We start from the raw sequence: 18,822 nt of genomic DNA, 5'->3' as shown, positions 1-18,822 counted from the left end.
GCGATTGGAACGAAGCAGGCCTGTGTAAATCAAGCCTGCCTGCTCCTGCGTACCTCTTTGTCTGATGATAAAGAGGTTTTTTGTATAAATTAAATCACAGCGGGGGTAACAATAATGAATAACGACGTAAAATTAGATGTACACGAAAAACCAAAATGGAATCAATGGCTGATTCTCAGCATGCAGCATTTATTTGCGATGTTCGGAGCAACCGTACTTGTACCGGTTCTGACCGGTCTCAGTCCGTCTGTCGCTTTAGTATCAAGCGGACTTGGAACGCTGGCCTATCTTGTCATCACAAAAGGGCAGGTACCGGCCTATCTGGGCTCATCGTTTGCCTTTATTATGCCGGTCATCGCAGCAGTGTCCATCGGAGGGCCGGAAGGTGTGATGATAGGTACCTTTACGGCAGGTCTCATCTACGGGGTGACGGCGGTAATTATACAACGTACCGGTGTAAATTGGCTGATGAATGTGCTGCCGCCGATTGTAGTCGGTCCCGTTATTATCGTTATCGGTCTCGGACTTGCCGGCACCGCCATCGACATGGCAATGAACTATGACGAAGCGTCGGCTTCCTATATCAACCCATCGCTTCATTTTTCGGTAGCGCTGGCCACTTTATTTATTACGATTATTGCCTCCGTATTTTTCAAAGGGTTTCTGAACCTGGTGCCTATCCTGCTCGGTATTATAGGAGGATATCTGGTAGCAGTAGCCGCCGGGCTCGTATCTTTTCAAAGTGTCATAGAGGCTCCCTGGCTTCATGTGCCGGACTTCGTCATCCCATTTGCAACGTTTACGCCGCAGTGGTCCTGGACAATTGTGCTGATTATGGCCCCTATTGCGGTCGTAACGCTGGCAGAGCATATAGGAGATCAAATGGTGCTCAGTAAAGTAGTAGGCCGCAATTTTATTAAAAAGCCGGGCCTGCACCGCTCGATTATGGGTGATGGTGCGGCTACCATCGTAGCTTCGCTTCTTGGCGGGCCGCCTAACACGACTTACGGAGAGAACATCGGCGTACTCGCCATTACTAGAGTCTTCAGCGTATATGTTATCGGTGGAGCAGCGCTTATGGCGATAGCCTTTGGATTTGTAGGAAAGGTAGAGGCACTGATCGCTACGATCCCGGGGGCAGTCATGGGAGGCGTTTCCATTCTGCTGTTTGGCATTATCGCCTCTTCGGGTCTTCGTATGCTGATTGACAATCAAATTAATTTCGGCATTAAACGTAATTTAATTATCGCCTCGGTGATTCTGGTAACCGGCATCGGCGGAGCATTTATCGAAGTGGGCGATCAGCTTGAAATCGCCGGCATGGCGTTTGCGACCTTTATCGGTATTCTGCTGAATGCAGTACTTCCTGGAAAAGAGCATGGATTTGGAAACAGGGCAATGTTTAAGTCTCTTGATGAAGCAGCAAATGAAGACGACGCGGCCTGAATAACTGGATTCTGCGTTTCGAAATGAATAGGAGGACTGGGGATGAGAAGTATGGCAGAAGAACAAAAAAAACCAGCAAAAACAGGAAAGCAGGGGGATTTTTTAACCCTTGATGAGTGCAGCATAGAGGAAATTGAAGCTCTTCTTCAAAGAGCCCAGGCTTTTGCCGAGGGAGAAAAATGGGAGCCGAAAGAAAAAGTGTTTGCTGTAAATCTTTTTTTCGAGCCGAGCACGAGAACAAAAATCAGCTTTGAAGCAGCAGAAAAAAGGCTTGGACTCGATGTCCTTCAGTTTGATGCAGATACATCAAGTGTTAAAAAAGGAGAAACGCTCTACGATACGGTGCGAACGCTGGAAAGTATTGGAGCAGATGTCGCGGTGATCCGCCACAGCAAAGAACGATATTTCGATGAGCTGAGAGAGCAGATTGGCATTCCGATTATAAACGGAGGCGATGGCTGCGGGCATCATCCGACCCAGTCCATGCTGGACCTGCTCACGATCAAACAGGAATTCGGATCATTTGCCGGCATGAATGTAGTCATTGCAGGCGACATCCGGCACAGCCGGGTCGCCCGGTCGAATATAGAGGTATTGGAGCGGCTTGGTGCGAATGTATACGTAAGCGGACCACAAGAATGGATGGATAAAGACATGATGCGCCGCTTTCTTCCAATAGAAAATGCAGTAGAACAGGCGGACGTCATGATGATGCTTCGGATCCAGCACGAAAGGCATACGGTGAAAATGGTAGCCGGAGCTTCCGAATATCATCATTTGTACGGCCTGACGCCGGAACGGGAAGCAAGAATGAAACCAAATAGTATCATTATGCACCCCGCCCCGATTAACCGGAATGTGGAAATTGCAGATGAACTGGTAGAGTGCAGGCGCTCCCGTATTTTTAAGCAGATGACAAACGGTGTTTACTCCAGAATGGCTGTACTGGAAAAAGCCCTTACTACGCAAAAGGAGAGATCATAATGAATGGATGGATCACAAACGCAAAGGTAATGGATGAAACAGGAAAGCTTCAAACCAAGGATGTATTGATTAAAGATAAAAAAATTGGCGCTGTAGGAAGCATGCCGGAGACAGAAGAAGCAGCCATTGATGCAAAGGGCGCCTTTCTTTCCCCGGGCCTTGTGGATGTGCATGTTCACTTAAGAGAACCAGGCGGCGAAAAGAAAGAAACGATTGAAACGGGTACTAAAGCAGCTGCAAAAGGCGGATTTACTACAGTATGTCCGATGCCGAATACAAGGCCGGTTCCGGACTCCGCTGAACATATGGATGCCCTTCAAAAAAAAATCAGCGAAACAGCGGTAGTGCGTGTGCTTCCATATGCTTCAATTACCATACGGGAGCTCGGAAAAGATATCGTTGATATGAAAGATTTAAAAAGCCGGGGCGCCTTTGCGTTTACAGATGACGGAGTAGGGGTGCAGGATGCATCGGTTATGCTCGAAGCCATGAAGCGGGCAGCGTCTTTAAATATGCCGGTTGTAGCCCACTGTGAAGAAAATACGTTAATCAACAAAGGCAGTGTACATGAAGGGAATTTTTCAAAAAAACACGGCCTGCGGGGCATTCCGGCGGTATGCGAATCCGTACATATTGCAAGAGATGTGCTGCTGGCAGAAGCCGCCGGAGCTCATTATCATGTCTGTCACGTGAGTACGAAAGAGTCCGTCCGGGTCATCCGCGACGCAAAGCGCGCCGGTATCCACGTTACGGCCGAAGTGACGCCGCATCACCTGATTTTATGCGAGGATGATATTCCTTCTGTGGACGCCCAGTACAAAATGAATCCGCCGCTTCGGGGCAGTCAGGACCGGGACGCCCTTATCGAAGGACTTCTCGATGGAACGATTGACTGCATTGCAACTGATCACGCCCCTCATACAGAAGAGGATAAAAACCAGCCACTGGAAAAGGCTCCATTTGGCATTACGGGAGCAGAAACTGCTTTTCCTCTGCTGTATACGTACCTGGTGAAAAAAGGAACGCTTACCTTTAAGCAGCTGGTAGACGGCCTGACAAAAGATCCGGCCGGAGTGTTCGGGCTGGAGTCCGGCACGCTTACTGAAGGTGCAGCCGCAGATCTCACCTTGATTGATCTGGAAAAAGAAGACACGATTCGTCCGGAAACGTTTGTATCCAAAGGTAAAAATACGCCGTTTAAAGAATGGAAGGCAAGCGGCTGGCCGGTATGGACGATGGTAAACGGCACCGTAGTATATCAAAAAGAGGGAGTGTTCCAATAGGATGAAAAGAAAACTAATCTTAGAAGACGGCACGGTATTTACCGGCCATGCGATAGGAAGTACAAAAGAAACGACCGGAGAGGTCGTGTTCAATACGAGTATGACAGGGTATCAGGAAATTCTCTCCGATCCCTCCTACTGCGACCAGATTATTACACTGACATATCCTCTTATTGGAAACTATGGAACGAACCGCGACGATTTTGAAACACTCCTGCCTTCAGCAGGCGGTCTGATTGTAAAAGAGTCAGCCATTCATCCGAGCAACTTCCGCAATATCGGTACGCTGGATGACTGGTTGAAAGAACATGATATTCCGGGTCTCACAGGTATCGACACAAGAATGCTGACCCGTCTTATCCGGGACCGCGGTACGATGCACGGAAGGCTTGCTGCTGAAACAGCCGATGAAAAGGCGATTATCGAATCGCTGCAGTCGTTTGTACCGTCCAAAGACAAAGTAGCGCAGGTATCTACGAAAAACGCCTACCATGCACCTGGAGCAGGGCGCCGGGTCGTATTAATGGATTACGGTGCCAAGCACGGCATAGCCAGAAATCTTATTAAACGCAACTGCGATGTATTTGTAATGCCGTACAATGCCACAGCAGAGGAGATTTTAAAGCTGGATCCGGACGGCGTGATGCTGAGCAACGGTCCGGGAGATCCGGAAGACGTGCCGGAAGCGGTCGAGGCCGTAAAGAATCTTCTCGGCAAAGTACCGGTATTTGGTATCTGCCTTGGCCATCAGCTGTTGAGCCTGGCAGGCGGCGCCACTTCCTCCAAGCTGAAGTTCGGGCACCGGGGCGCAAACCATCCGGTGAAAAATATCCGCACCGGTAAAGTAGACATTACGTCGCAGAACCACGGATATACGATTGACCGGGATTCCCTTATGGGCACGGACTTAATGCTGACGCATGTTAATGTAAACGACAATACGGTAGAAGGCGTGGCGCATGAATACTATCCGGCTTTCAGCGTTCAGTACCATCCGGAAGCATGCCCGGGACCAAACGATTCCAATGAATTATTCGATCAGTTTATGAGCATGATAGACAAACATAAAAAAGCATCTACAGCTGTTTAAAAAAAGGGGAGACTATAATGCCGAAAAGAACGGATATTCATAGAATTTTAGTGATTGGTTCAGGACCGATCGTCATAGGACAGGCAGCGGAGTTTGATTATGCAGGAACACAGGCTTGCCAGGCGCTTCAGGAAGAGGGATACGAAGTTATTCTAATAAACTCCAACCCGGCAACGATTATGACCGATACAAATATGGCAGACCGGGTATACATTGAACCGATTACACTCGAGTTTGTGAGCCGCATTATCCGCAAGGAACAGCCGGACGCCCTCCTGCCGACGCTCGGCGGACAAACCGGATTAAACATGGCGATGGAGCTTCACCGCGAAGGTGTTCTGGAACGTCACAATGTAGAACTGCTCGGTACAAAGCTTGATTCGATTGAAAAAGCAGAAGACCGGGACGCGTTCCGGAATCTAATGTATGAATTAAATGAACCGGTGCCGGAAAGCCGCATCGTAAATAAGCTCGAAGAGGCTCAGGCTTTTGTGGAGGAAGTCGGCTTCCCTATTATCGTTCGTCCGGCCTACACGCTTGGAGGCACGGGAGGCGGATTGGTTGATAATGAGGCAGAGCTGATTGAAATCGTTACATCCGGCCTGAAATACAGCCCGGTTACCCAGTGCCTGATTGAAAAAAGCATCGCCGGCTGGAAAGAAGTCGAATACGAAGTCATGCGCGACAAGGATGATCAGGCTATCATCGTATGTAATATGGAAAACATTGATCCGGTCGGCGTGCATACCGGAGACTCCATTGTCACGGCACCGAGCCAGACGCTTTCCGACAAGGAGTACCAGATGCTGCGGGAGTCTTCCTTAAAAATCATCCGCGCCCTCAAAATTGAAGGAGGCTGTAACGTTCAATTTGCACTGGCCACCGACAGCTTTGACTACAATATTATTGAAGTAAATCCGCGGGTAAGCCGTTCCTCGGCACTTGCTTCCAAAGCGACCGGCTATCCGATCGCCAAGCTGGCAGCAAAAATTGCCGTTGGCTATCATCTGGATGAACTGATGAATCCGATCACCGGTAAAACGTATGCCAGCTTTGAACCGGCACTTGATTATATCGTCACAAAAATACCGAGATGGCCTTTTGATAAATTTGAAGCAGCCAACCGCAGACTCGGCACGCAGATGAAAGCAACCGGCGAAGTGATGGCTATCGGGCGTTCATTTGAAGAGTCCATTATGAAAGGGATCCGCTCGCTCGAACTTGGAAAAAATCACTTGTATGATGACACACATAAGCACTTAAGTGATGAGGAAGTGGAAAGCCAGCTCCGCTACGCGGAAGATGAGCGCTTATTCATTATCGGGGAAGCACTCCGCCGCGGCTGGTCGTCCGAACGGATTCATGATATTACGAAAATTGATATGTTCTTTATTGAAAAGTTTCTCGGTATCGCGCGCGTTGGAGAAATGCTGCAGGGCAATACCGGCGATCTCGACATTTTAAAGATGGCGAAAGAAACGGGCATCGTGGATGAATTTATCGCGCAGAGCTGGAACTGGAGCGTGGACGAAGTGGAAACGTTCCGCAGGCAGGAAGGGCTCGTGCCGGTTTATAAAATGGTGGACACGTGTGCAGCCGAGTTTGAATCGGCGACCCCTTATTATTATTCCTCCTATGAACAGGAAAATGAAAGCATTCGTACAGACAAGCCCTCAGTGCTCGTACTGGGCTCGGGACCTATCCGCATCGGGCAGGGTATTGAGTTTGATTACGCTACCGTACACACCGTCTGGGCGATCCAGCAGGCAGGCTATGAAGCCATTATTATGAATAACAACCCGGAAACGGTTTCCACGGACTTCAGCGTTTCCGATAAATTGTATTTCGAGCCGCTGACGATTGAAGACGTTATGCACGTAATCGACCTGGAGCAGCCGATGGGCGTGATTGTTCAGTTCGGCGGTCAGACAGCAATTAATTTAGCGGAAGATCTCGACCGCAAAGGGGTAAAAATCCTGGGAACGTCGATGGAGGACATGGACCGCTCAGAAGACCGCGATAAATTTGAAGCGGCTTTGAGAGAACTTGAAATTCCAATGCCGCTCGGACAGACCGCCGTCTCGTCAGAAGATGCGGTAAGAACAGCTTCGGAAATTGGTTATCCTGTTCTTGTACGGCCTTCGTATGTTCTCGGCGGTCGGGCGATGGAAATTATCGAAAAAGAAGAAGAACTGCTTTCATATATGAAACGCTCGGTAAAAGTAAATGAAAAGCATCCCGTGTTAATTGACCGCTACATGGTCGGAAAAGAAATTGAAGTAGATGCGATTTCTGACGGGGAGACCGTTGTTGTTCCGGGCATTATGGAGCATATCGAACGGGCAGGAGTCCACTCCGGGGACTCGATTGCCGTGTATCCACCGCAGTCGCTTTCCGATGCCATGAAACAGAAGCTGGTAGAACGCACGATAGCGATTGGAAAAGGGCTTGGCATTATCGGCCTGCTCAATATCCAGTTTGTTATTCACGAAGACGAAGTGTATGTTCTGGAAGTGAACCCAAGAGCCAGCCGTACGCTGCCTTTTCTAAGTAAAATTACAGGCGTGCCGATTGCAGCAGCAGCAACAAACGTGATGCTGGGCACTTCGTTAAAGGAACAGGGCTATAAAGAAGGTGTGCTTCCGGAAAAGGATGAAGTATTTGTGAAAGTGCCGGTGTTCTCCTTTGCGAAACTGCGCCGGGTGGATATTACACTAGGACCGGAAATGAAATCAACCGGAGAAGTAATGGGGCGTGATGTGACACTGGAAAAAGCCTTGTATAAAGGACTTATCGCCTCCGGCATGAATATACCAGAGCACGGCTCGGTGCTGTTTACGATTGCTGACGACCGCAAGGCAGAAGCACTTTCGCTGGCGCACCGTTTCCATAAAATCGGCTACACGCTGATGGCAACAGCCGGTACGGCAGAAATGCTTCATAAAGAGCATATTCCCGTTAAAACAGTCAGCAAGGTAGAAGAGGCTTCCCCTAATATTCTTGATGTGATCCGGGAAGGGCATGCCCAGTTCGTGATTAATACGATGGATAAAGGCAAACAGGCGGCCAAAGACGGATTCCGTATCCGCCGTGAGGCTGTTGAAAATGAAGTCGTCTGCATGACATCACTTGATACAGCAGGAGCTCTTCTGTCGGTGCTTGAAATGATCACTTTCTCGGCCGAGGCTATGCCTGCCATGATAGAAACTAAGGCTCCGGCTCCAGAGGTGAGCCGTAAATGATTAAGGAAAATATGCGGGTCGAAGCCCAGCGGGAAATTGCCCCGGCTATTTATGAAATAACGCTTTTTGGAGAGCTCGTCACCCACGTCAGTGCGCCCGGACAGTTTCTTCATATTAAACCGGCGCCGGGTACCGAGTTTACGCTGAGGCGTCCTTTAAGCATCAGCCACGTAAATGAAGCAGACAAGACGCTGACCGTTATTTACCGCGCAGATGGACAGGGGACAAAACGGATTTCCGAGAAACGTCCCGGAGATGTTATAAATGTGTTCGGTCCGCTTGGCAACGGCTTTTCTACGAGCAGTATACAGTCCGGTGACCAGGTGCTTATTGTAGGTGGCGGTGTCGGTATTCCTCCGTTATACGGGCTTGCCAAAGACATTTTGAAAAAGGGTGCGTCGGTTACGACGGTGCTTGGATTTGCAGATGCATCCGCCGTCTTTTACAAAGACGTTTTCGAAGCACAGGGACCGTTATTTATCAGCACAATGGACGGCAGTGAAGGAACAAAAGGTGTCGTTACGGATGTGATCCGCGAGCAGGGACTGAGCTTTGATTACTTGTATGCCTGCGGTCCTAACCCGATGCTGCGTGCGTTAAATAAAGACTACTCCGAAGCCCGTGGAGCGGTTTCGCTGGAAGAGCGAATGGGCTGCGGCATCGGTGCCTGTTTTGCCTGTGTGTGCCATCCGGTCGACGATCCGACGGGTACCGGCTACCGCAAGATATGCAGCGATGGCCCGGTATTTAACTGGGGAGAGGTGATCATATGAACCGAACAGCTGTAAATCTGCCGGGACTGCCGATGAAAAATCCTGTTATGCCGGCCTCCGGATGTTTTGGATTTGGCCGGGAGTTTGCGAAGCTTTATGATTTAAATAAACTGGGAGCTATTGCGATAAAAGCTACGACACGGGAGTCCCGGTTTGGAAATGAGACCCCGCGGGTGGCGGAAACATCCGCCGGAATGCTAAATGCCATCGGCCTGCAGAATCCGGGCATGGAAAAAGTGACGGCCGAAGAAATTGACTGGCTCACCAGCCGCTATGAAACGCCTCTTCTTGCCAACATTGCCGGATCAACAATGGAAGACTACGAAGCCGTAGCGGCCCATTTGTCCGAGAACAATAAAGTATCCGCGTTTGAACTGAATATTTCCTGCCCGAATGTTAAAGAAGGCGGCATTGCGTTTGGTACGGATCCTAAATTAGCCTATGAGCTGACAAAACGGGTAAAAGCTCTTTCGACCGTACCGCTTTACGTAAAGCTTTCTCCAAATGTAACAAACATCAGGGAGATCGCCGAGGCCGTAGAGAAAGCAGGAGCAGACGGGCTCAGCATGATTAATACGCTCTCCGGCATGAAGCTCGATGTGAAAACAGGCCGTCCGGTTCTTGCCAATCAGATCGGAGGGCTCTCCGGACCGGCTATTAAACCGATAGCGGTAAAAATGATCTATGAAGTACGCCAGCAGACAAACCTCCCTATTATCGGTATGGGCGGAGTGACAACGCTTGAGGACATCATTGAATTCTTCATGGCAGGAGCGGATGCTGTTGCTATCGGCACGGCGAACTTCACTAATCCGTTCGCCTGTCCGGAGCTTATAGACGAATTTGAAGAGTGGATGGAACAAAAAGGCTACAACAGCCCGGCTGATATCCGAAAAGGGGTGGAAGCATTATCATGATAAACCAGCCGATTATAGCGGTGGATGTAGAAAATGCGGAAAAAGCAGCGGCTCTGCTGGAAAAGCTGCCAAAGGAGCCTTTGTTTCTAAAAGTGGGCATGGAGCTGTTTTATCAGGCGGGGCCGTCATTTGTGAGGGAATTAAAAAAACAGGGTCATCGTATTTTTCTTGATTTAAAACTGCATGACATTCCCCATACCGTAGAAAAAGCGGCGCTGCAGATTGCCGCGCTGGAGGTCGATCTGTTTACGGTCCATGCAGCCGGGGGTCAGGCAATGATAGAGGCTGCCGTCCGCGGAGCTGAAAAAGGGACCCGGGAAGGCGCGGCACCTCCTGTCTGCCTGACGGTTACCCAGCTGACGAGTACGACCGAGCAGATGATGCAAAAGGAGCTTCTTATCGGTGGATCTTTAGCAGAAGCGGTCCGCCACTTTTCCGGACTGGCGGCCCGAGCCGGTGCCGGCGGAGTTATCTGCTCCGCATGGGAAGCAGCCGCCGTCCGTGAAGAGCAGGCTTCCGGATTTATGGCCGTTACGCCGGGAATCCGTTTGAAAGGCGAGGATGCCGGAGACCAGAAACGGGTAGCCGATCCGGCCCTGGCAAAAGAAATGGGCAGCAGTGCGATCGTAGTCGGGCGGAGCATTACCGGCGCCGCCGATCCGTCCGCAGCCTACCACACAATTGAGAAAGCTTGGAGGAATGCCTGATGGAACATGAAATTGCAAAAGAATTGTTAAAAATACAGGCGGTCTCCTTAAGTCCGGCCGCTCCCTATACCTGGTCTTCCGGCATGAAGTCTCCGATTTACTGCGATAACAGGCTGACCTTGTCCTACCCTTCGCTGCGTACAGCGATAGCAGAAGGGCTGGCGGAAAAAATTACCGCTCATTTCCCGGAGGCGGATGTGCTGGCGGGTACTGCGACAGCCGGTATTGCCCATGCCGCTTTGACAGCCGATAAGATGCAGCTTCCGATGGTATATGTACGAAGCTCGTCTAAATCGCACGGCAAAGGCAATCAAATTGAGGGGCAGATCAAAGAAGGACAAAAAGTAGTTATTGTGGAGGATCTTATTTCTACAGGCAAAAGTATTATTGAAGTCCAGCGGGCTCTTGAATCCGCAGGAGCGGTTGTACTTGGAGCAGCGGCTATCTTTACATACGGTCTCCAAAAAGGGACAGACCAGCTTCAGGAAGCAGGTCTCACTGTAGAAGTTCTGACCGGATTTGATGCCCTGATAGAAGCCGCCGAAAAAGAAAATTATATTGAAGCTGCCGATATGGAGCGCTTAAAACAATGGAAACAGAATCCGGAGTCGGAAGACTGGATGAGCAGGTAGCTCCCTGCTGAAAAAAAAGAGGAAGCCGATGTGGGCTTCCTCTTTTCTAGCTTTCCTGTCTGGATTGTTCTTTTCGATGCTGCTTTTCATTCTCGCGGAGCTGCAGGACAAGCTCTTCGGTTGGAGTGACAAACAGAGTGGACTGATTGTCATAAGTGACAAAGCCTGGTTTAGCCCCGCTTGGTTTTTTCACATGGCGGATCAGCGTGTAGTCGACCGGTACGGAGCCGGACTCCCGTGCTTTGGAATAAAAGGCGGCAATAGAAGCGGCTTCCTTCAGCGTCTGCTCGGAAAAGTCCTCTCCCTGTATCACGACATGAGATCCGGGTATGTCTTTCGTATGAAGCCACGTATGAGAAGCACGTGAGAGTTTATTCGTTAAATATTCGTTTTGTTTATTGTTTTTGCCGACAAAAATTAACGTACCGTCTGTGGAGAGGTATTTCTCAATCACAGGGGCAGAAGGTTTTTTTCGTTTCTGGCCTTTTTTCATTTTCCGTTTCATATAGCCCTGTTCCGCAAGTTCCTCGCGGATGTCTTCAATGTCCCCCGGCGAGGCGGAAGCCAGCTGCTGGAGAATCTGATCGAGGTAGTTCATTTCCCGTTTGGCATCACGGATCTGACGCTTCACAAAACTCAGCGATGTTTTCGCTTTATTGTAGCGTTTGAAATACTTCTGCGCGTTCTCGGAAGGAGAGAGACGTGGATCCAGGGTCAGCGTGAGAGTGGCCCCATCCGGATCATAGTAGTCCATCACTTCAATTTCCTTTTCCCCGCCTTTAATCAGGTGAAGGTGGGCGGTCAGCAGTTCGCCGTATTTCTGGTAGTCAAGCGAGTTTTCCGACTGCTGAAGCGTCTTTTCCAGTTTTTTAATCTTTTTCTTGTTTTTCTGCCATTCGTTCTGCAGAAACCGCTGCATATCGTGGGACTGCTGCTTAACCCGGTCCCGTTCTGCTTTACCGGTGTGAAAGCGTTCGAGCAGTTCGCTCGTGGAAGAGAAAGTAGTGACCTCTCCTTTTAAATGATCAAGAGGAAGAACCGAATAGTATTCTTTTCCGCCGGCAACAATCATCTGCGGCTGAAAACGCAGTTGGTTAACGTCTTCCATCATACGGACAAATGTATCAGCCACCTGGGAAACCGATCCGAGGCCCGCCTGGTGGATGACCTCTTTTGTTATTTGAGGGGATACGCCGGTATAAGCCTGAAGCAGCTGTTTATCGAGCCGGCCCTGGTTGGCATCGAGGTGACGGAGAACGTCATCCCTTTCTGCTGTAAGGGGATCGGCTTTTTCCTGGGAAGGAGGTTCTATATACGGACGTCCCGGTAGAATGGTACGATAGCTGTTTACAGAGGGTGGCAGGTGCTTCAGGCTGTCGAGAATGGTATTAGACCCGGCATCGAGAAGAATGATATTGCTGTGTTTGCCCATAATTTCTACAATCAGCTTTTTTTCCTGCTTTTCTCCTATTTCGTCTTTTCCTTCAATATAAAGAGTAATGATCCGTTCCATTCCGTGCTGCTCGATGCGCCGGATAAATCCGCCTTCCAAATGCTTTCTTAAAAGCACACAGAACATCGGCGGCTCAGGAGCATTTTCGTAGCGCTGCGAAGTGAAATGCAGCCTTGCAAAATTGGGATTTGAAGATAAAAAAAGCTGATGATTCACGCGTTCGGCACGAATCGTCATGCTGATATCCATTTTATAAGGCTGTTTAATTTTAGAAATCCGCCCATTAAGTACGGTTTCGTTTAATTCTGCTGTAATGGCTCTTGCCATAATTCCGTCGAAGCTCATGTTACCTACATCCTTTCATCCTTTACAGTATATCATGCACCGGGAAACGGAAGATACCGGCAGGGCCGGCGAAGTTATTGGTTTTTTTGTGGAAATAAGCTTTATTATTTCCCTTAGTTGTTAGGAATGATAAAATTAGGTAGAATATATAAGCGGATGTGATAAAAATGGCTGTAAGCATGACGGGGTTTGGAACATCAGCAGTACCGATTGGACAAGCAACCATACATATTGAAATGAAAACGGTGAACCACCGCTACAGTGATATTATGCTCCGTATGCCCGGTGCATTCCATTCAGCGGAGCACGCAGTTCGCAAACATATAGCAGCAGGCATCAGCCGGGGAAAAATCGACGTGTTCATGTCTATTGAAGGTATTCTCCCTTCTTCCAAAAAAGTCTATGTGGACTGGGAGCTTTTAGCTGATTATCTGAATGTTGCCGAAAAAATGGACAGAATGGAGATGTTTACGCCGGCTCTTTCAGCAGAATCATTTATTCTGCATTCGGACGTAGTACACGTAACGGAAAATCCACAGCTCGGTGAAGAATGGCAGGATGCCCTTCTTTCCGGAATTCAGCAGGCTCTTGATGCCGTGGTGGTAATGAGGGCACATGAAGGCCTCGCGCTTACGCAGGATCTTCAGGATCGTCTCTTTCTGCTCGAAGATTTTACAAAGCAGCTTGAAGCGAGAGTGCCTTCTATAGTAGAAGGGTACCGCTCCAGACTCGAGCAGCGTTTAAAAGAAGTCGATACCGCGAATCTTCCCAACGAGGATCAACTATACAGGGAGGTTATTCTGTTTGCTGAAAAAATCAGCATAGCAGAGGAAATAACCAGGCTGTATGCTCATATTAAACAGTTTTCCTATATTTTAAACGAACAAACGGCAGTGGGAAGGAAGCTTGACTTCCTGCTGCAGGAAATGAACAGGGAAATGAATACAATAGGCTCCAAGGCAAGCGATGCGGCATCGAGCCATATTGTAGTGGACATGAAGAGCGAGCTTGAAAAAATGAGAGAACAAGTTCAAAATATAGAGTAGATATCGAACGCGTTTTCGTCTATACTCAAACAAGCAGGAAACAGCACGGTTGACCAGAATAGGGGGGTAACAAATTGAGCATAAAACTAATAAATATAGGTTTTGGCAATATTGTTTCAGCAAATAGAATTATCTCCATCGTAAGCCCTGAATCGGCGCCTATTAAAAGAATTATTCAGGAAGCAAGGGATCGGAGCATGCTGATTGATGCGACTTATGGCAGAAGAACAAGAGCTGTTATTATTACAGACAGTGACCACGTTATTTTGTCAGCCGTTCAGCCTGAAACAGTTGCACAAAGGCTTCATACGAAAGAAGAACTCTCCGAAGATTAACTTTTGAACAGAAGGAAGGACGTTGTGTATTATGAAAGACGATAAGGGGCTGCTCATCGTATTATCGGGTCCGGCCGGTGTGGGCAAAGGCACGGTTTGCAGCGCTTTGCGGCAGAAAGACAGCAGCATTGAGTATTCTGTCTCTGCTACTACAAGAAAGCCGCGTGAAGGAGAAATAGATGGTGTAAACTATTTTTTCAAAACCCACGAGGCGTTTGAAGAAATGATTAAGCAGGATAAACTGCTTGAGCATGCCAAATATGTAGATAATTATTACGGCACACCGATTGATTATGTACTCGATACCATTGAAGAAGGACGCGACGTCATTCTTGAAATTGAAGTGCAGGGAGCAAAGAAAGTAAGGGAAAAACATCCGGAAGGGATATTTATTTTCCTGATTCCGCCAAGTCTGGCTGAACTTCGTGATAGAATTACAAAGCGGGGAACGGAAACAGCCGATATCATTAACAAACGCATGGATATTGCGAAAGAAGAAATCGAGATGATGGACTATTACGATTATGTCGTGCAAAATGATGAAGTAGACAAAGCAGTCGAACGTGTGCAGTCGATTGTTACTGCGGAGCACTGCAGAAAAGAACGGCTGATTGACAAATACAAAAAAGCAGTGGAGGTCGAATAATATGTTATATCCATCTATTGATACGCTTATGACTCATATTAATTCAAAATATACGCTATGCACCATTTCAGCAAGAAGAGCAAGAGAGCTGCTTGAATTGGAAGAAGCTGTTCCAATGATTGACAACATTAAGTCTGCTAAGTACGTAGGCGTGGCTCTGGAAGAAATCGAACGCGGGAAGCTCGACTACACAGCTTCGGACGATCCGTCCAAACAGCAGCAGGATAAGTAAAAGACAGCGGCCTTCTTCACGGGGGGGCGGCTTTTTTTTTCAAATCTATTAATGGCAGGAGGAAACGGCAGATGCAGGGTAAAAATATAGTGCTGGCAGTAAGCGGCGGTATTGCCGCGTTTAAAGCAGCTGCACTGGCCAGCAGGCTCAAGCAGAGCGGGGCTCATGTAAAGGTAATGATGACCGATCATGCACAGGAATTTGTTACGCCGCTTACATTTCAGGCGTTAACGAGGGAACGGGTGTATACTGATACGTTTGCTGAAAAAGAACCCGAAGTAGTAGCCCACATTGATATTGCAGACTGGGCGGATATTTTTATTATTGCGCCTGCCACGTCCAATATTTTAGGGAAGCTGGCAAATGGAATTGCTGATGATATGGTAACGACTACCGCGCTTGCAACCAAAGCATCGATGTACGCAGTGCCGGCGATGAACGTAAACATGTACAATCATCCGGCGGTACAGCGCAGCATGAATCAGCTCAAGCAGGACGGCTACCGGTTTGTTGAGCCCGGTGAAGGCTACCTGGCGTGCGGCTGGATTGGAAAAGGACGGATGGCAGAGCCGGAAGATATTATTGGCTTTCTATCTCATCAGGAAAAAGCTAAAAAAGCACTTGCCGGGCGCCGTGTCCTTGTAACGGCAGGGCCGACACATGAATACATCGACCCAGTGCGCGTTCTGACCAACCCTTCCAGCGGAAAGATGGGTTTTGCTTTCGCCAGAGCTGCAGCTGACATGGGAGCTGAAGTCACGCTGGTCGCAGGTCCGGTTAAGCTGGAGACGCCGCCTGGTGTAAAGCGTGTAGATGTTATTTCAGCAGCGGATATGCATCACGAAGTGATGGCGGCAGCCGGCAGCCAGGATGTTGTTGTAAAAGCAGCGGCAGTCAGTGACTATCGCGCAAAAGAACGGCTGGCTCATAAAGAAAAGAAAACAGACGGCACCCACCAGATAGAAATGGAACGTACGACAGATATACTGCAGGAATTAGGTACGCTTGCAGAAAAACCTTTTCTTATTGGTTTTGCAGCGGAATCGGAAAATGTTGAATCCTATGCACAGGAAAAGCTCCAGCGGAAAAATGCCGATATGATTGTTGCCAACAATATTGCTTCTGAGGGAACCGGGTTTAATGCGGATACCAATGAAGTGTTTGTTGTACAAAAAGAAAAGCCGCTGGTTCATATACCGCTTCAGAGTAAACAGGCAATAGCTGAAACAATTCTTGCTATGACGGTTGATCAGTTAGAGGATGCGGATAAGAAATGATTGCTAAAGTTATCGTTGATGTACCGACAGGCCAGACAAACAGGTTATACGATTATAAAATCCCGGAAGAAATGGAAGAGTTTATCCAGCCCGGAATGAGAGTGAACGTACCTTTCGGACCCCGGCAGATTCAGGGGTTTGTGACGGACACGACAGCCTCTACGGAAGTAAAGCGTATTAAAGAAATCACCTCCCTGCTCGATCCTTCTCCGGTTCTAAGCGGAGAGCTTCTCCAGCTCGGCCGGTGGATTGCAGAAGAAACGGTGTGCTTTTTGATTACAGCCTACCAGTCCATGGTTCCTTCAGCAATCCGGGCAAAGCCGAAAAAAAGACTGTTTTTAGCGGAGGATTCTGAAGCCGTGCCTGTAGAAATTGCGGACGCCTTTGCCGGGAAAACGATTCTGGACTGGGAAGCTTTTCCGGCAGAGAAGAAGGCCATGAAGCTTCTTAATGAAGAAATTCAGGCAGGGCGTGTTATCGTCGATTATTTATTAAAAAACCGCACTGAAAAAAAGATGCAGACGATTTTGTCTTTAGCAAAGGAATATCAGGCAGCCGGGTCTAAACACAATCTATCAGGAAACGCCAAAAAACAGCAGCAGATTGTTGAGTGGATGCAGAACGAACTGGGAGATAAAGAAATTGCCCAGCCCGAACTGCTTGAAAAAACGGAAGCCGGCCGCCAGGCAGTCCGTGCTCTAGTGGACAAAGGCCTTCTTATCGAAAAAAAGACAGAGTTTTACCGGGATCCCTACAAAGATAAAATGTTTCAAAAATCAACCGCGCTGCCATTAATGGAAGAACAGCAGACAGCGGTGGATAATATTCTGGAAAGCCTCCACAAAGGCCGGACAGATTCTTATCTGCTTCATGGCGTTACCGGAAGCGGAAAGACCGAAGTATACCTGCAGGCTATCGATGAGGTAATCTCGCAGGGGAAGGAAGCCATTGTTCTTGTTCCGGAAATTTCATTAACTCCGCAGATGGTTAATCGATTTAAAGGAAGATTTGGAGCCGAAGTGGCTGTTCTGCATAGTGCCCTTTCCGCCGGGGAAAAGTATGACGAATGGCGGAAGATTCACCGGAAGGAAGTGAAGGTAGCGGTAGGGGCGAGGTCGGCCGTATTTGCGCCTTTTGATAATCTGGGACTAATTGTTATGGATGAGGAGCATGAAGGGAGCTATAAGCAGGAGGATCATCCGCGCTATCATGCAAAGCACGTTGCCATTTGGCGGGCCGAATATCACCACTGTCCTGTGGTGTTTGGCAGCGCAACGCCAAGTCTCGAATCCTATGTACGTGCTGAGAAAGGCGTCTACACACTGCTCGAGCTTCCGCAGCGCGTGAACCGCAAAGCCATGCCTGAAGTAACCATTCAGGATATGAGAGAAGAGCTCCGGCAGGGAAACCGCTCCGTCTTTTCCACGCTTCTGCTCGATAAGTTAAAAGAGCGTATTGATAAAAAAGAGCAGAGCGTCCTGTTTTTAAACCGCCGCGGGCATTCGACTTTTGTGATGTGCCGGGACTGCGGATTTACGCCTTCCTGTCCGCACTGCGAAATTACGCTCACCTACCATCATACAAACCGCCGTTTAAAGTGCCATTACTGCGGACACGAAGAGCAGATGCTGCACACGTGCCCCTCCTGCCAGAGCAGTCAGATTCGTTTTTTCGGCACGGGCACGCAGAAAGTGGAAGAAGAGCTGACAAGGCTTCTCCCGGAAGCCCGCGTGATCCGAATGGATATGGATACGACGAGCCGGAAAGGTTCGCACGAAAAACTGCTTGATGCATTCGGGCGCGGGGAAGCGGACATTCTTCTTGGCACACAGATGATAGCAAAAGGTCTCGACTTCCCTAAAATTACGCTGGCCGGCATTCTGGCGGCGGATACGATGCTGCATCTTCCGGACTTCCGTGCGGCGGAACGGACGTTTCAGCTTCTCACCCAGGTAAGCGGACGGGCAGGAAGAGATGAATTAAAGGGTGAGGTCGTTGTTCAATCCTATACGCCTGAGCACTACAGCATCCAGCATGCAAAAACCCATAACTATAAAGCCTTCTATCAGGAAGAAATGCTCCAGCGCAGGCGGGGGGGTTATCCGCCGTTTTATTATTTAGCGATGGTTAATGCAGCCCACGAAGATCTGGCAGAAGTTATGAAAACAGCAGATAAAATTACGGAGTATATCCGCAGTTCCCTCTCTGAAAAAGCAGTAGTACTGGGTCCTACGGTTTCTCCTATTGCAAGGATTAAAGATAGATATCGGTATCAATGCATGATAAAATATAAAAATGAACCTGAACTTACAAAGGTGCTTCAATCTGTAGCAGAGCGTTACAATTCGGAAATTGCCAAAGGAAAGCTTCAGCTTTCCATGGATATGTATCCTTATATGTTTATGTAAATAGAG

The 18,822-nt window shown here is 48.6% G+C and carries 16 protein-coding genes; 15 read left to right on the top strand and 1 reads right to left on the bottom strand.

Features of this window, described 5'->3' with window-relative positions:
- Positions 1-114: 114 nt before the first annotated feature.
- The 9 genes from ATL39_RS05595 to pyrE are packed head-to-tail and all read left to right on the top strand — an operon-like array spanning position 115 to position 11,074.
- Positions 115-1,446: a solute carrier family 23 protein gene (locus tag ATL39_RS05595; protein ID WP_120192312.1), complete on the top strand. Its 1,332-nt coding sequence runs from the start codon at positions 115-117 to the stop codon at positions 1,444-1,446.
- Between the two features lie 51 nt (positions 1,447-1,497).
- Entirely contained in the window at positions 1,498-2,430 is a 933-nt protein-coding gene (locus tag ATL39_RS05590; protein WP_120192644.1) for an aspartate carbamoyltransferase catalytic subunit, read from the top strand.
- Positions 2,430-3,713, top strand: a complete 1,284-nt coding sequence (locus ATL39_RS05585) for a dihydroorotase (protein WP_120192311.1) — start codon at positions 2,430-2,432, stop codon at positions 3,711-3,713. Before ATL39_RS05590 ends, ATL39_RS05585 begins: the two co-directional genes overlap by 1 nt.
- Position 3,714: 1 nt before the next feature.
- Entirely contained in the window at positions 3,715-4,803 is a 1,089-nt protein-coding gene (locus ATL39_RS05580) for a carbamoyl phosphate synthase small subunit (RefSeq protein WP_120192310.1), read from the top strand.
- Positions 4,804-4,820: 17 nt separating this feature from the next.
- The gene (carB, locus tag ATL39_RS05575; protein ID WP_120192309.1) at positions 4,821-8,045 is read left to right on the top strand and encodes a carbamoyl-phosphate synthase large subunit; all 3,225 of its coding nucleotides are present in this window, start codon (positions 4,821-4,823) and stop codon (positions 8,043-8,045) included.
- Complete coding sequence (locus ATL39_RS05570; RefSeq protein ID WP_120192308.1) at positions 8,042-8,818, top strand: dihydroorotate dehydrogenase electron transfer subunit; 777 nt, start codon at positions 8,042-8,044, stop codon at positions 8,816-8,818. The genes carB and ATL39_RS05570 overlap by 4 nt, the downstream gene beginning before the upstream one ends.
- Positions 8,815-9,735, top strand: a complete 921-nt coding sequence (locus ATL39_RS05565) for a dihydroorotate dehydrogenase (RefSeq protein WP_120192307.1) — start codon at positions 8,815-8,817, stop codon at positions 9,733-9,735. The genes ATL39_RS05570 and ATL39_RS05565 overlap by 4 nt, the downstream gene beginning before the upstream one ends.
- A complete protein-coding gene (pyrF, locus tag ATL39_RS05560; RefSeq protein WP_120192306.1) occupies positions 9,732-10,442 on the top strand; it encodes an orotidine-5'-phosphate decarboxylase in 711 nt (236 codons plus the stop codon). The genes ATL39_RS05565 and pyrF overlap by 4 nt, the downstream gene beginning before the upstream one ends.
- Complete coding sequence (gene pyrE / locus ATL39_RS05555; protein ID WP_120192305.1) at positions 10,442-11,074, top strand: orotate phosphoribosyltransferase; 633 nt, start codon at positions 10,442-10,444, stop codon at positions 11,072-11,074. Before pyrF ends, pyrE begins: the two co-directional genes overlap by 1 nt.
- Before the next feature lie 46 nt (positions 11,075-11,120).
- Here the strand turns inward: pyrE and ATL39_RS05550 are convergent, their stop codons facing one another.
- On the bottom strand, positions 11,121-12,872 hold the full coding sequence (locus ATL39_RS05550) for an Rqc2 family fibronectin-binding protein (protein WP_120192304.1): 1,752 nt from the start codon (positions 12,870-12,872) through the stop codon (positions 11,121-11,123).
- Between the two features lie 167 nt (positions 12,873-13,039).
- Between ATL39_RS05550 and ATL39_RS05545 the strand changes: the two genes are divergently transcribed.
- The 6 genes from ATL39_RS05545 (at position 13,040) to priA (ending at position 18,816) form a co-directional block, all read left to right on the top strand.
- Positions 13,040-13,918 carry a YicC/YloC family endoribonuclease gene (locus ATL39_RS05545; protein WP_120192303.1) on the top strand — a complete coding sequence of 293 codons (879 nt, stop codon included), beginning with the start codon at positions 13,040-13,042 and terminating at the stop codon, positions 13,916-13,918.
- A gap of 74 nt (positions 13,919-13,992) precedes the next feature.
- A complete protein-coding gene (remA, locus tag ATL39_RS05540; protein ID WP_120192302.1) occupies positions 13,993-14,253 on the top strand; it encodes an extracellular matrix/biofilm regulator RemA in 261 nt (86 codons plus the stop codon).
- Between the two features lie 31 nt (positions 14,254-14,284).
- Positions 14,285-14,899: a guanylate kinase gene (gene gmk / locus ATL39_RS05535; RefSeq protein WP_120192301.1), complete on the top strand. Its 615-nt coding sequence runs from the start codon at positions 14,285-14,287 to the stop codon at positions 14,897-14,899.
- 1 nt (position 14,900) lies between these two features.
- Positions 14,901-15,131, top strand: a complete 231-nt coding sequence (rpoZ, locus tag ATL39_RS05530; protein WP_120192300.1) for a DNA-directed RNA polymerase subunit omega — start codon at positions 14,901-14,903, stop codon at positions 15,129-15,131.
- A 71-nt stretch (positions 15,132-15,202) separates the two neighbouring features.
- Positions 15,203-16,408: a bifunctional phosphopantothenoylcysteine decarboxylase/phosphopantothenate--cysteine ligase CoaBC gene (coaBC, locus tag ATL39_RS05525; RefSeq protein ID WP_120192299.1), complete on the top strand. Its 1,206-nt coding sequence runs from the start codon at positions 15,203-15,205 to the stop codon at positions 16,406-16,408.
- On the top strand, positions 16,405-18,816 hold the full coding sequence (priA, locus tag ATL39_RS05520; RefSeq protein ID WP_120192298.1) for a primosomal protein N': 2,412 nt from the start codon (positions 16,405-16,407) through the stop codon (positions 18,814-18,816). The genes coaBC and priA overlap by 4 nt, the downstream gene beginning before the upstream one ends.
- Positions 18,817-18,822: the final 6 nt, after the last annotated feature.

This window comes from Sinobaca qinghaiensis, assembly GCF_003610495.1.
Taxonomy (GTDB): domain Bacteria; phylum Bacillota; class Bacilli; order Bacillales; family Marinococcaceae; genus Sinobaca; species Sinobaca qinghaiensis.
This window is presented reverse-complemented; position numbering and strand designations above follow the sequence as displayed.

Coding starts and splice junctions, on each gene's coding strand:
- ATL39_RS05550 (WP_120192304.1), bottom strand. CDS start 12,872: ATGAGCTTCGACGGAATTATGGCAAGAGCCATTACAGCAGAATTAAAC.
- carB (WP_120192309.1), top strand. CDS start 4,821: ATGCCGAAAAGAACGGATATTCATAGAATTTTAGTGATTGGTTCAGGA.
- ATL39_RS05580 (WP_120192310.1), top strand. CDS start 3,715: ATGAAAAGAAAACTAATCTTAGAAGACGGCACGGTATTTACCGGCCAT.
- ATL39_RS05585 (WP_120192311.1), top strand. CDS start 2,430: ATGAATGGATGGATCACAAACGCAAAGGTAATGGATGAAACAGGAAAG.
- ATL39_RS05595 (WP_120192312.1), top strand. CDS start 115: ATGAATAACGACGTAAAATTAGATGTACACGAAAAACCAAAATGGAAT.
- pyrE (WP_120192305.1), top strand. CDS start 10,442: ATGGAACATGAAATTGCAAAAGAATTGTTAAAAATACAGGCGGTCTCC.
- priA (WP_120192298.1), top strand. CDS start 16,405: ATGATTGCTAAAGTTATCGTTGATGTACCGACAGGCCAGACAAACAGG.
- coaBC (WP_120192299.1), top strand. CDS start 15,203: ATGCAGGGTAAAAATATAGTGCTGGCAGTAAGCGGCGGTATTGCCGCG.
- ATL39_RS05565 (WP_120192307.1), top strand. CDS start 8,815: ATGAACCGAACAGCTGTAAATCTGCCGGGACTGCCGATGAAAAATCCT.
- rpoZ (WP_120192300.1), top strand. CDS start 14,901: ATGTTATATCCATCTATTGATACGCTTATGACTCATATTAATTCAAAA.
- gmk (WP_120192301.1), top strand. CDS start 14,285: ATGAAAGACGATAAGGGGCTGCTCATCGTATTATCGGGTCCGGCCGGT.
- ATL39_RS05545 (WP_120192303.1), top strand. CDS start 13,040: ATGGCTGTAAGCATGACGGGGTTTGGAACATCAGCAGTACCGATTGGA.
- ATL39_RS05590 (WP_120192644.1), top strand. CDS start 1,498: ATGGCAGAAGAACAAAAAAAACCAGCAAAAACAGGAAAGCAGGGGGAT.
- pyrF (WP_120192306.1), top strand. CDS start 9,732: ATGATAAACCAGCCGATTATAGCGGTGGATGTAGAAAATGCGGAAAAA.
- ATL39_RS05570 (WP_120192308.1), top strand. CDS start 8,042: ATGATTAAGGAAAATATGCGGGTCGAAGCCCAGCGGGAAATTGCCCCG.